Origin of the sequence: Aromatoleum anaerobium (genome assembly GCF_012910705.2) — a bacterium.
In the GTDB taxonomy this organism is placed as follows: domain Bacteria; phylum Pseudomonadota; class Gammaproteobacteria; order Burkholderiales; family Rhodocyclaceae; genus Aromatoleum; species Aromatoleum anaerobium.
This window is the reverse complement of the sequence record NZ_WTVG02000040.1, coordinates 1341536-1354055: the sequence shown is the minus strand read 5'-3', so window position 1 is coordinate 1354055 and position 12520 is coordinate 1341536. Positions and strand designations below refer to the sequence as shown.

Genomic DNA, 12520 nt, shown 5'->3' with positions numbered 1-12520 from the left:
AGTAGGTCATCGTCAGACTACCCCTTGCGCCGAAAAGCCGCTTTCCCCACCCGGAAAGCGGCTTTTTTGCTTTGTTGAGCGCAGACGCTGAAAATCGCACTCCCGCCACTCGGGCGTAAGCGCATCGTCATGCTGGATTTCCCGTGGAGGACGTGGGCACTCTGCTTTCGCTCCGCGAGCTGGCGCAGGCGTGACTTGTCGATCGCCTTGCGGCAGAATCACGTTCTTTCCGAAAAGCCGGGATCCATGGATTTCGATCTGACCATTGTCGGAGGAGGGCTCGCCGGTGCTAGCCTGGCCGTTGCGCTGCGCGCGAGCCGTCTGCGGATCGCTGTAGTCGAGACGCATCTTCCGGCCGATGTTCCGGGCTGGGATTCGCGGATCTATGCGGTCAGTCCGGAGAACGCGGATTTCCTTCGGGAAATCGGAGCATGGCAGCATCTCGATGCTTCGCGCATCAATCCCGTGCACGCGATGTCGATACGAGGGGACGCAGGTGGCAGCCTCGAATTTTCGGCATATGAAAGCGGGCTGCGGGAACTCGCATGGATCGTCGAGTCGGGACGTCTTCACCGCGAGTTGTGGGAGACGATGCGCCGGCAGCACAATGTGACGCTGCTCTGCGGCATATCCCCGGTCAGCCTCTCGCAGGATGCCGCTTCTGTGAGTGTCGGACTCTCCGACGGCAAACAGGCGCATGCGCGCCTCCTGGTCGGCGCGGACGGGGTCAATTCGTGGGTTCGCCAGCAAGCAGGCATTGCAGCGGTTTTCACCCCGTATGATGAGGTCGGTGTCGTCGCGAATTTTCGCTGCGAGCGCGCGCACCGCAACGTGGCGTATCAGTGGTTCCGACCGGACGGAACTCTCGCGTTGCTCCCGTTGCCGGGGCAAATGGTGTCGATGGTCTGGTCCGCCCGCGCCGAGTACGCACAGGAACTGCTCGATCTCGACGCCGACTTGTTGTGTCGACGGGTTGCCGATGCGGCAGGCCGTGAGTTGGGGGGCTTCGAACTCGAAACCCCCGCTGCCGGATTTCCGCTTCGCCTGATGCGGGTTGATACGGCCGTGAAACCCAGGATCGCTGTCATCGGTGATGCGGCACATGCCATCCATCCTCTTTCGGGGCACGGCATCAATCTGGGGTTCAAGGACGCCCGGGCGCTCGCGAACCTGCTGAACGGGTTGCCGCAGTGGCGGGATCCCGGTGAAATTTCCCTCCTTCGCTCGTATGCACGTCAACGGGCTGAAGAGCCGTTTCTGCTTCAATACACGACTCACGCGTTGAATCGCCTGTTCGGAACAGCGAACCCGGTACTGGTGGTGCTACGCAACGTGGGAATGAACCTCACCGACCGGCTGCCGGTCGTACGACACGCGCTGGTGCGGTATGCCGCCGGCGGACGATTCTGATTTCTGGAGATACCGATGTTCGAATGTGCACTTCGTCCGGCCCTGGTGGCCGCTTTTGTTGGCATGGCGTCGCTGGGCCTCGCCCACGCCGACGAAGGGAGCGTGCGCAAGGCCGTGGAAGGATTTGTCGGCTCCCCGGTCGTCGAGTCGGTGGCCAGGATGCCGTACGGCGGGCTCTACGAGGTCGTTCTGAAGAGCGGAGAAATCGTCTATACGGACGAAAAGGTGAGCTTCCTGATCGACGGCAGGGTGATCGACACCAAGACGCGGCGCGATGTCACTCAGGCACGGATGACGCAGCTTTCGGCGATCGACTTCGGCACGCTTCCGCTCGACCAGGCGATCAAGCAGGTAAAGGGAAACGGCAAGCGCGTCATCGTCTCGTTCGAAGATCCGAATTGCGGGTACTGCAAGCGTCTCGGCAAGGAACTGGCGCAACTGAAGGACGTCACCGTCTATACCTTCCTGTATCCGATCCTGAGTCCGGATTCCACCGAGAAATCACGCCATATCTGGTGCGCCGAGGATCGGGCGAAGGCATGGAGCGACTGGATCCTGAATGCGAAAGTGCCGGCGTCGGCGAGCTGCGACAGTTCCGTCGTCGAGCGCAACGTCACGCTCGGGCAGAAACTCAGGATCAATGGAACGCCGACAATGTTCCTTGCCGACGGACGGCGGCTGGGCGGCTATCTCCCGGCGGCAGAGCTGGAGCAGGCACTGCTGGAAGTCGGGAAGAAGTAAGGGGAAATTGCCCGCAGCGCGGAATGTTTCGACGCTGCATGCAATGCCTGGTTCAAGGTCGGGAGCTTCGCGGCAGCAGCACCCACAATTGTCCTTGTTGGCGCATCCGGCCGGCCTGCACTCCCGCCTCCGGTCCGAAGCCCCAGAAAAAGTCCGCGCGCACGGCCCCCTTGATCGCCCCCCCGGTGTCCTGGGCGAACATCAGTCGCTGCAGGGGGCGGTCCGATAGCGGCCAGGTCGTCGAAAGGTACACCGGCGCGCCGAGCGGAATGGTGCGCGGATCGACTGCGACGCTGCGCTCGTCGGTCAGCGGAACTCCCAGCGCGCCGATCGGCCCTCCCCCGCGGGCCGGCAATTCGCGAAAGAAGACATAGCTCGGGTTGGTGTTCAGCAGTTCCGACAGGCGTTGCGGGTTTGCGCGCGCCCAGTTCTTGATGCCCTCCATCGAGGCCTTCTCGATCGGCAGCTCACCCTGGGCGACGAGCCAACGTCCGATCGACTGGTACGGATGACCGTTTTGGTCTGCATAGCCGATGCGCACTTTGGTCCCGTCGGGCAGTTCCACCCGCCCGGACCCTTGTACCTGCAGGAAAAACAGGTCAATCGGATCGGCTGCCCAGAGCAGTGTCGGGGCGGGCGCGCGGTCCTGCATGCGCTCGATATCGGCACGGGTCCAGTAGGGGACGACTTTGTTGCCGACGATCCTCCCGCGCAGGCGAAGATTCTTCAGGTCCGGATACAGGTCACCGAAATCGACCGTCAGCATGTCGTGCGGAATGCCATGGATGGGCCATGGATAATGTTCGGAAGGGGTGCGGCTGCCCTTGATCAGCGGTTCGTAATAGCCGGTGATGAGACCGTTTCGCGTTGCGTCGGAATTTAGGACCGCCCAAGGTTCGAGGTGGGCTTCGAGGAAGCGACGAACCGACGCGGCAGGCGGAGTGCCGCCGAGCGCCCGGGCTGCCTCGCACATCGCCTGCCATCGTGGCTGCTGCGCGATCGCGTTGCATGACTCGCGCAACGCCGGCCAGGCGCCGGCATGGTCGTCTTCGCGCCAGCCGGGGAGTTCGCTCCAGTCGATCCGCTGCAGAGGTTCGGCCGGAGCGGGCGGTGGTGCCGCCGCGGGCGCCGCGGGACAGGCCGGGCAGGCGGGGCATGCCTGGGCGGGCGGGCACGTGCGCACGGCTGGCGGCGGTCCGGAGGGCGTCGTCATCGAGGGTGGCCGCGTTCCGCATGCGGAAAGCAGGCCCAGCGTCGCAACGGCCAGCAGAGCACGGAGCGGGGAAAGTGAGGCGCGTCGTTTCATGGGCGGGATCAGGTAGACTTGCGGCCGAGCCGGCAAGTATACCGGGCCGACAACCCGGTTCGGGCAGGAGAGCAGGATGTGGGTGATTTTTCTGGAAGCGGGGGTTGCGCTGGCGCTGTTGCTCATCATCGTCTGGGCGACTTGGCCGAAACGCAGTAACCGTCCGAGTGAGGATCGCGATGAATGATGTTGCCAAGCTGCTGGCGCGTGCCGAACAGCTGATCGACCGGCTCGAGCAGCTGCTGCCGGGCCCGGCACTTGCGCCCGACTGGTCGGCTGCGACGGCGTTTCTGTGGCGCAGGCGAAACGCTCGTCCCGGCCTGCAGCCCGTCATGCGCCCTCACGGGATCCGGCTCGCCGACTTGTGCGACGTCGACGACCAGAAGGCCCGCATCGACCGGAACACGCGCCAGTTCCTTGACGGGCGGCACGCCAACAACGTGCTGCTGACCGGCGCGCGCGGCACCGGCAAGTCGTCGCTGGTGAAAGCGCTGCTGAATGCGTATGCGGATCGCGGGCTGCGGCTGATCGAGGTCGACAAGGAGGACCTGATGGATCTTCCGGACATCGTCGAACTGATCGCGGGCCGGCCGGAGCGGTTCATCCTGTTCTGCGACGACCTGTCGTTCGAAGAGGCCGAGCCGGCCTACAAGGCGCTGAAGAGCGTGCTCGACGGTTCCGTTGCGGCGGTGCCGGACAATGCGCTGATCTATGCAACGTCCAATCGACGGCATCTGATGCCCGAATACCACGACGAAAACCTCCAGGCGCGGCATGTCGATGGCGAAGTGCATCCCGGCGAGGCGGTCGAGGAGAAAATCTCGCTGTCCGAACGCTTCGGGCTGTGGATTTCGTTCTACCCGTTCAGCCAGGACGAGTATCTGGCGATCGTCGCGCACTGGCTCGAGGAATTCGGTCTGGATCGCGAGGCAATCGGAAATGCGCGCCAGGAAGCCTTGCAGTGGGCGTTGCTGCGCGGCTCGCGTTCGGGCCGCGTCGCCTGGCAGTTCGCCCGCGACCACGCCGGGCGCTTCGAATAGCGGAAATCATCGATGAAAAAGCGGGTGGAGGTTGCGGCCGGTGTGATCACGCGGCCCGACGGGAGTTTTCTGCTGGGGCAGCGCGCCCCCGGCACGTTCTATCCGGGTTACTGGGAATTTCCGGGAGGAAAGGTCGAGGCGGGCGAAACCGCAGAGCAGGCGCTGATCCGCGAGCTCGACGAGGAACTCGGGATCCGCGTGACGTCGATCCGGCCGTGGGTCACGCGCGAGCATCGGTACGAGCACGCGCACGTGCGCCTGCATTTCTTCGAGGTCACGGGCTGGGACGGCGAGATCAACGACCACGTGCACAGCGCGTTGTCGTGGGAGCATGCCGACCGGCCTGGGGTGGGCCCAATGCTGCCGGCGAACGGTCCGATCCTGAAGGCGCTGCGCTTGCCGCGGTGGATGGGGATCACGCACGCGGCTGACATCGGCACCGAGGCGCAGCTTGCCCGTCTCGATGCCGCGCTCGAGCGCGGCCTGCGGCTGGTGCAAGTTCGCGAGCCCGGCATGCCGCGCGGCGAACTGGCGTCGTTTACGGGCGCAGTGATCCGTCGCGCGCGGGAATACGGCGCGCTCGTGGTGATCAATCAGGACTGCGGACTCGCGCACGAACTCGGCGTCGACGGCGTGCATCTTCCGGCGGCCGAACTCGCGTGGGTGACAGTGCGCCCCGATTTCGAGTGGGTTGGCGCATCGTGTCATTGCCGCGCGGAACTCGAACGAGCCGCTGAACTGGGGCTGGACTACGCGCTGCTCGGTGCGGTGCGGCCGACGCTCACGCACCCGGAGCGCGAGGCGCTGGGGTGGGACGCTTTTGCAGAGCTGGTCCGCGACCTGCCGATTCCGGTGTTCGCCCTGGGCGGGCTCGTGGAGGGCGACATGGACGCCGCCCGTCGCGCCGCTGCACACGGCATTGCGGCGATTCGAGGCACCTGGTTTCAGTCCTGACGGGAGGGATCCGGGGGATCGTCATTATCGGGGGGCGTCGAGGCCGGCACGCGGTAATTCTCCGACGCCCATGCGCCGAGATCGATCTGCTTGCAGCGCTCGGAGCAGAACGGACGAAAAGGATTGTCGGCCGACCACTTTACCTTCGCGCCGCATTGCGGGCAGCTGACGATTCGCACCTTGGCCATGTTTCGCAGGGCAGTCAGAGACTGCAAAAGGTGATTTCAAACGGAATGTCGCGCTCAGCCAGCCGCGGGCGGACCACCGTCTCGGACAGCATGAAGCGGACATTGAGCGCATATTTGTTGGCGCTGATCTCGGGCACCACCGCTTCCACGGGCGCGAGCCGCAACTGCAGCATCTGCGCGCCGCGCCCCCCCATCGTCAGCTGATACGTGCCGCCGCGCGCAAGCTGCGTTTCAGGTTGGGCGCTTGCGCGCAGCAGACGAAGCACGATCGTGAGGCCTTCGCGAATCGGGATCATCGGGCGCAGCCAGCCTTCCAGATCGCTGCGGCGCTGCTCGGGGTTGCGGTTGAGCCAGTAATGATACGACGGGAGGTCGAACTGGCAAACGCCACCCGGGATCGACGCGCGACTGCGGATCGCCATCAGCCACTCGTTTTCGCGCAGGTACTGCCCGATTTTTCCCGCCATAGCGAGCAGCGACGACGACGCCTGCTCGATCTCGTACAGCGCGCCCGACAGCGCCTGTTCCGAAATCTCCGGGTTGTGACGAAAGGAGATCAGGATCTGCCGCTGGCGCTCCAGTTCCTGCACCAGGTCCACCTTCAGGTCAGCGCGCCCGGCGACTTCGATCACCTCGAACAGCGTGAGCAGCGCGACGTGATGGTCCTGCGGCGCGTCGCCGCTCAGGAAATGGACAATCTTGGCGTACAAGTCCTCGAGGCGCAGTAGCGTCCGGATACGCTCGTTCAGAGGATATTCGTAGCTAATCACCGGGTTGCGCCCACAAAGCCAGGGTCTCCCGGCTGGAGCGCCGGATGATAGCACAGCGCCCAAACCCCGGCCGTCGGGCCGGATTGTTTCGCATCGGGAGCGAAATGCAGCGGTTGTCAGCTTGTCGCCCCCGCGGCGGCGAGATACCGGGCGTGCAGGCGGTCGACCTGCGCGTAAAGCGACGCGAGGTCGCCGCTGTTGTCGACCACATCGTCCGCCGCGGCGAGCTTTTCTTCACGGCTCGACTGGACAGCGATGATCGCGCGAACCTGGTCTTCGGGCAGATGGCTGCGGGTCATGACGCGGGCGATCTGCACGTCGACCGGGCAGTCCACGACGCAGATGCGGTCGTATCGTTCGCGGTACGAGTTCGATTCGATCAGCAGCGGCACGACGAGAACGGCGTACGGGCCGCACGCCTCGCGAATCTGGCGATCGCTCTCGGCGCGGATTGCCGGATGGATGATCGCTTCGAGTTGGCGGCGTGCCTGCGGGTCGCTGAAGGCGAGATCGCGCATCGCCTTGCGGTCGAGCGCGCCATCTGCGGTGATCACGTCGTTGCCGAATGCCTCGCGGATCGGTTCGATGGCGGCGCCGCCGGGCGCGGTGAGCGCGTGGGCAATCAGGTCGGTGTCGATCACCGCAGCGCCGAGTTCGGCGAGACGATCCGCGGCTGCGCTCTTGCCGCTGCCGATGCCCCCGGTCAGGCCGACCAGGAAGTGATGAGAATTCATGGATTGCATCCGGTCTTGGCGGCGCCAGCCTGAGCGGCGCCGCGGGAGTTGTCGAAAGTTGCGAGTGCGTCCGCAGGGCCGCGTATCTCGATGCGGTAGACGGCGGCGTTGCGCGCCGTCACGGCGGCCCCCCGCACATGCCGGGTGCGAAGAAAGGCGAGATGCTGCTGCGCTTTGGCTTCGCTCTTGAAGATGCCGAGCGAAACCGCGAACTGGTTTGGCCCGGCGTCAGAAACGATGAAGTAATCGCGGATGCCGAGCGTGCGCAACTCGGCCACCTTGCGTTCGGCGCCGTCGCGGCCGCCTTCGGGAGGGATGCGCACCCACCATGCGCTCGGAGCACTGGTTGTGGTGCGGTCGATTTGCAGCCCGGTAACCGCTTGCGCCTCAGCGGTGAGCGCATCGGCCTGGCTTGCCGCGAGACCGCGATAGGCGACGCACGCCAGCGGTTCGACGGGCGTTTCCACCAAGGCTGATGCAACATCGGGCTGTGCGGTTTGATCGGGGGCGAGCGGGGATTTGGCCGGTGAGAATTCGGCCGGTGAGGATTCGGCGGCCGGTGAGGATTCGGCGGCCGGTGCGGTGAGTGGCGGGATGGCTGGCGCGGGGACCGCCGGCTCGGCTTCGGCCGCATTCGCCCCCGCGCCATCGCTTGCCGGCTGCAGCGGGTGCAGGATGATGCGGCCGGGGTTGAGCTGGTTGCTGAGCCGCTCGGGTTCGCCGTCGGGCGCGGCGGTGCCGAGCCAGCCTCGCGTCGAGGCGAAGGCGAGCAGGTTCAACAGGATCAGGACGACGAAAATCAGGCGCATTGCGGGCATGGCTGCAAGCTTACCGGAGTGCCCGCGAAGTCATCGCTCGCCGCCCTGTTCAGCCGAATTTCGGCAGGTGCGCAAGCGACGCTGCGACCGCTTCGGCCGGATAGTCGTAGTTTTCGAGCTGGCCGGAGAAATAGCGGTCGTAGGAACTCATGTCGAAGTGACCGTGGCCCGTCAGATTGAACAGGATCGTCTTGGGTTCGCCGGTTTCCTTGCACTTGATCGCTTCGTCGATCGCGGCGCGAATGGCGTGGCACGACTCCGGCGCGGGAATGATGCCTTCGGTGCGCGCGAACAGCACGCCGGCTTCGAAGGTCGCGAGCTGGGGCACGGCGACGGCTTCGAGCAGCCCTTCGTGGTAGAGCTGCGAGACCAGCGGCGAGTCGCCGTGGTAGCGCAAGCCTCCGGCGTGAATGCCCGGGGGCATGAAATCGTGGCCCAGCGTGTACATCTTCATCATCGGCGTGAAGCCGGACGCGTCGCCGAAGTCGTAGGCATACTGGCCTTTCGTCAGCGTCGGGCAGGAATTCGGCTCGACCGCGACGCAGCGCAGATTCTGCGCGCGCTTGTCGCCGGCCGCCTTGTCGGCGAGGAACGGGAACGCGATGCCGCCGAAGCTCGAACCGCCGCCGCACGGGCCGAGGACGACATCAGGATAGAGGCCGATCTTGTCGAACTGCTTTTTTGCTTCGAGGCCGATGATGCTCTGGTGCAGCAGCACGTGGTTGAGCACCGAGCCGAGCGTGTAGTTCGTGTCGGCGCGGCCGGCGGCTTCCTCGACCGCTTCCGAGATCGCGAGGCCGAGCGAGCCCTGGTTGTCCGGATCCTTCGCAAGGGCGTCGCGCCCGGTCTGCGTCAGCTCGGACGGGCTGGCGAACACCTCGGCGCCCCACGTCTGCATCATCAGCCGGCGGTACGGTTTCTGGTGATAGCTGACCTTCACCATGTAGACGCGCACTTCGAGGCCGAACATCTGCCCGGCGAAGGCGATCGACGAACCCCACTGGCCCGCGCCGGTTTCGGTCGCCAGGCGCTTGATCCCGGCCTGCTTGTTGTAAAAGGCCTGCGGCACCGCCGAGTTCGGCTTGTGCGAGCCTGCCGGGGAAACGCCTTCGTTCTTGAAGAAGATCTTCGCCGGAGTGCCGAGTGCCCGTTCGAGCCGCACCGCCCGCATCAACGGGCTGGGACGCCAGATCTTGTAGATCTCGCGCACTTCGTCGGGGATCGGAATCCAGCGTGCGGCGCTCATCTCCTGCTCGAGGATCTGCGCCGGGAAGATCGCCATCATCTGCTCCGGGCTGACCGGCTTGCCGTCCGGACCGAGCGATGGTGCCGGCGCGTTCGGCATGTCCGCGACGACGTTGTACCAGTGCGTCGGGATCTCGTTTTCTTCCAGCAGGATGCGGGTCGGTTCGGTCACGTTGTCTGCTCCGTTGAATGCACAGAAGGGAATATCGGATTGTTGCGAGGGGCGTTCATGCGGCTGCATCCTCGCGCGCGACGACTGCGAGCCCTTTCAGGACGAGATTGTCGACGCGCGAAAAAGGGATGCCGAGCAGTTCTTCGAGCTGCGGCGCGGCGCCTCCGCTGAGCAGGCAGCGGGCGCCGGGCAGGTGCGCGATCTGGCGGAACATGCGTTCGATTGCTCCGGCCTGCGCGTTGCGGCAGCCGGAAACGATCGCGTCGGCCGTATTGCGCGGTGCACCGACGTAGCACCCTTCGGCAAACGGCAGCTGGGCGGTGTTGCCGGCGAGGGCGCGGCGCATCAGGTCTTCCCCCGGCAGGATGATTCCGCCGTCGAAGTCGCCCGACGCGGCGAGGATGTCGACAGTCGTCGCCGTGCCGGCGTTGACGACCAGGCAGGCCGCGCCGTGCAGCGCGCGGGCGCCGAGCAGCGCGACCCACCGGTCGGCGCCGAGCTGTGCGGGATTGTCGTAACGGTTGCGCACGCCGCAGCGTTCCGCCGATGCATGGACCCACTGCGGCGCGATACCGACACCGCGCAATGCGGCAGCGATTGCGGCGGCAACGGCGGGGCCGGCGACGTTCGTGCCGACGATCCGGCGCAGACCCGGATGAGCCGCCGCGATGTCGCCCAGCGCCGCGACTTCGGCATGGGCGAGCGCGCCTTCGCCGATCCAGGCCTCTCCCCGGATCACGCCCCACTTGATGCGGGTGTTGCCCGCGTCGATCAGCAGGATCACCGGCGCACTCGCAGCGACACCTCGCCGGAGAGGATGCGCACCAGCCCGTCGTCGCCGCGGATCAGCAGCGCGCCGTCTTCGTCGACGCCTGCGCAGATGCCGTCAAGTTCGCGGCCCTCGCCACTGACGCGCACCGGCAGGTCGGCGAACGCGTTGCGTTGCTGCCAGGCGCCGCGCAGCGCCGGGAAGCCGGCCGCAGCGTAAGTCTCGAACAGCGCGTGCAATTCGGCGAGCAGCGAAGCGAGCAGCGCGCTGCGATCGGGCAACTCGGCGAGGTGCGCGGCAAGATCGGTGACGCCCGGCTGATCGGGGATCGATGCGCCGGCGGGCAGCCGCAGGTTCAGACCGATTCCGACAACCGCTGCCGGGGTGCGGCCGCGGCCGGGCAGCAGTTCGACGAGAATGCCGGCGAGCTTGTCGCCATGCACCAGCACGTCGTTCGGCCACTTCAGCTGCAGCCCCTCGACGCCGAGCTTCTCGAGCGCCCGGACGACGGCAAGACCGACCACCAGCGACAGTCCGGCAGGGACCGGCGCGCCCGGCTGAAAGCGCCACAGCGCCGAGAAGGTCAGGCTGCCGCCGGACCAGGATTGCCACAGCCGCCCGCGCCGACCGCGGCCGGCCGTCTGGCGATCCGTGACGACGATGGCGATCCGACCGTCGTCGGCGGGGGGCGCATCGATGAGTTCGCTGTTCGTCGAGGCGCATTCGGCCAGCAGCCGCACGTCGAACGCGGTCGCGAGCGTTCCGAGCGATGCGGCAATCGCTGCGGCAGTGAAGGGCGGTTCGGTGGTCGGGGCAGTCAAGCCGGTTTTTCCCGTGTCGTGGGTGAAAGCCGGCATTATCCGATATTGGGCGGTCGCGCACGAGCGTGGTGCGCAGTCGCGCGCGAGTTCTTCGTCAACCGCGCGTCAGCTGGGCGCGTCTTCGCCGGCCGGCGGATGCCGGTTGTCCTCCATGCCGAGTTCCTGGATCTTGCGCGTGATCGTGTTCCGGCCAATGCCGAGCAGCAGCGCCGCGTCGATGCGCCGCCCGCCGGTGGCCGTCAGGGCGCGGCGGATCAGGGTGCGTTCGAATTCGCGTGTCAGGCGGTCGAACACCTCGCCGGGGGAAGTCGCGATCAGGCGGTCCGCCTCGACGGCGAGTCCATCGACCCAGGCGACGGGCATCTCGCGGTCGGGCCGGTCGCGCATTTCGGGCGGCAGGTCGGCGACTTCGATCGTCTGTCCCGGCGCCATCACCGTCAGCCAGTGGCACAGGTTCTCGAGTTGCCGGACGTTGCCGGGGAAAGGCAGGGCCTGCAGGTACTTCAGCGCCGGTTCGGAAATGCGCTTGGGCTCGACGCCGAGATCCTGTGCACTTTTCTGCAGGAAATGACGCACCAGAATGGGGATGTCTTCGCGGCGCTCGCGCATCGGCGGCAGACGCAGGCGGATCACGTTGAGGCGGTGGAACAGATCCTCGCGAAACAGCCCCTGTCGCACGCGGTCTTCGAGGTGCTGGTGGGTCGCGGCGATGACGCGCACGTTGGCGCGGACCGGCTGGTGTCCGCCGACGCGGTAGAAATGGTTGTCCGACAGCACTCGCAGCAGGCGGGTCTGCAGTTCGGCGGGCATGTCGCCGATCTCGTCGAGGAAGAGCGTGCCGCCGTCGGCCTGTTCGAAACGCCCGCGGCGTTGCGTGGCGGCGCCGGTGAAGGCGCCGCGCTCATGGCCGAAAAGCTCCGATTCGAGCAGATCGCGCGGGATCGCCGCAGTGTTGATCGCGATGAACGGAGCGTCGCGGCGCGGGCTGTGGCGGTGCAGCGCGCGCGCGACGAGTTCCTTGCCGGTGCCCGATTCGCCATTGATCAGCACCGTCGCGTGCGACTGCGCGAGGCGGCCGATCGCGCGAAAAACTTCCTGCATCGAAGGTGCCTGGCCGAGAATCTCGGGCGCGACGGTCGCCTCCTCCTGGGCGCCCTGTTGGTGCGCGTTCTGGGCGATCGCGCGCTGCACGAGGGCCACTGCCTGGTCGACGTCGAACGGCTTGGGCAGATATTCGAACGCTCCGCCCTGGAACGCCGAGACCGCGCTTTCCAGGTCGGAATAAGCGGTCATGATGATGACCGGCAGCTGCGGATACAGGGTCTTGGCGCGCTGCAGCAGCCCGAGCCCCGATTCGCCCGGCATGCGAATGTCCGAAACCAGCACCTTCGGTGGCTCGGGGGCGGTTTCCAGCGCCGTGAGCGCTTCGCTTGCCGAGGCAAAGCTGCGGTACGAAATGTTTTCGCGGCTGAGGGCTTTTTCGATCACCCAGCGGATGGAGCGGTCATCATCTACGATCCAGACGGTGTTCATCAGTTATGCACTTTTTTGG

Annotated in this window: 13 protein-coding genes; 4 read left to right on the top strand and 9 right to left on the bottom strand. The window is 66.0% G+C overall.

What is annotated here, in order from left to right; genetic code table 11:
• The first annotated feature begins 246 nt into the window (after window positions 1-246).
• Entirely contained in the window at window positions 247-1410 is a 1164-nt protein-coding gene (locus GO606_RS21880) for a UbiH/UbiF family hydroxylase (protein WP_169120820.1), read from the top strand.
• Window positions 1411-1425: 15 nt separating this feature from the next.
• A complete protein-coding gene (locus GO606_RS21875; RefSeq protein ID WP_211166857.1) occupies window positions 1426-2151 on the top strand; it encodes a DsbC family protein in 726 nt (241 codons plus the stop codon).
• 52 nt (window positions 2152-2203) lie between these two features.
• Here the strand turns inward: GO606_RS21875 and mltA are convergent, their stop codons facing one another.
• Window positions 2204-3457: a murein transglycosylase A gene (gene mltA, locus GO606_RS21870; protein ID WP_246979863.1), complete on the bottom strand. Its 1254-nt coding sequence runs from the start codon at window positions 3455-3457 to the stop codon at window positions 2204-2206.
• A gap of 179 nt (window positions 3458-3636) precedes the next feature.
• On the opposite strand from mltA, the gene GO606_RS21865 reads away from it, so the two are divergent.
• Window positions 3637-4497: an ATP-binding protein gene (locus GO606_RS21865; protein WP_169120255.1), complete on the top strand. Its 861-nt coding sequence runs from the start codon at window positions 3637-3639 to the stop codon at window positions 4495-4497.
• A 12-nt stretch (window positions 4498-4509) separates the two neighbouring features.
• Window positions 4510-5451: a Nudix family hydrolase gene (locus GO606_RS21860; protein WP_169120257.1), complete on the top strand. Its 942-nt coding sequence runs from the start codon at window positions 4510-4512 to the stop codon at window positions 5449-5451.
• Here GO606_RS21860 and GO606_RS21855 read toward each other — a convergent pair.
• From GO606_RS21855 to ntrC, 8 genes are all read right to left on the bottom strand, one after another.
• The gene (locus GO606_RS21855) at window positions 5442-5639 is read right to left on the bottom strand and encodes a DNA gyrase inhibitor YacG (protein ID WP_169120259.1); all 198 of its coding nucleotides are present in this window, start codon (window positions 5637-5639) and stop codon (window positions 5442-5444) included. The two genes, GO606_RS21860 and GO606_RS21855, sit on opposite strands and share 10 nt — an antisense overlap.
• Window positions 5640-5653: 14 nt before the next feature.
• On the bottom strand, window positions 5654-6409 hold the full coding sequence (zapD, locus tag GO606_RS21850) for a cell division protein ZapD (protein WP_169120261.1): 756 nt from the start codon (window positions 6407-6409) through the stop codon (window positions 5654-5656).
• 116 nt (window positions 6410-6525) lie between these two features.
• The gene (gene coaE, locus GO606_RS21845; RefSeq protein ID WP_169120263.1) at window positions 6526-7143 is read right to left on the bottom strand and encodes a dephospho-CoA kinase; all 618 of its coding nucleotides are present in this window, start codon (window positions 7141-7143) and stop codon (window positions 6526-6528) included.
• The gene (locus GO606_RS21840; RefSeq protein WP_169120265.1) at window positions 7140-7952 is read right to left on the bottom strand and encodes an SPOR domain-containing protein; all 813 of its coding nucleotides are present in this window, start codon (window positions 7950-7952) and stop codon (window positions 7140-7142) included. Before GO606_RS21840 ends, coaE begins: the two co-directional genes overlap by 4 nt.
• 58 nt (window positions 7953-8010) lie before the next feature.
• Complete coding sequence (locus GO606_RS21835) at window positions 8011-9378, bottom strand: TrpB-like pyridoxal phosphate-dependent enzyme (RefSeq protein WP_169120267.1); 1368 nt, start codon at window positions 9376-9378, stop codon at window positions 8011-8013.
• A gap of 55 nt (window positions 9379-9433) precedes the next feature.
• Window positions 9434-10162: a type III pantothenate kinase gene (locus GO606_RS21830; RefSeq protein ID WP_169120269.1), complete on the bottom strand. Its 729-nt coding sequence runs from the start codon at window positions 10160-10162 to the stop codon at window positions 9434-9436.
• Window positions 10159-10968 (bottom strand): biotin--[acetyl-CoA-carboxylase] ligase, encoded by an 810-nt coding sequence (locus tag GO606_RS21825; protein ID WP_169120270.1) that lies wholly within the window; start codon window positions 10966-10968, stop codon window positions 10159-10161. The genes GO606_RS21830 and GO606_RS21825 overlap by 4 nt, the downstream gene beginning before the upstream one ends.
• Window positions 10969-11073: 105 nt before the next feature.
• Window positions 11074-12501 (bottom strand): nitrogen regulation protein NR(I), encoded by a 1428-nt coding sequence (gene ntrC / locus GO606_RS21820; protein WP_169120271.1) that lies wholly within the window; start codon window positions 12499-12501, stop codon window positions 11074-11076.
• Window positions 12502-12520 lie beyond the last annotated feature (19 nt).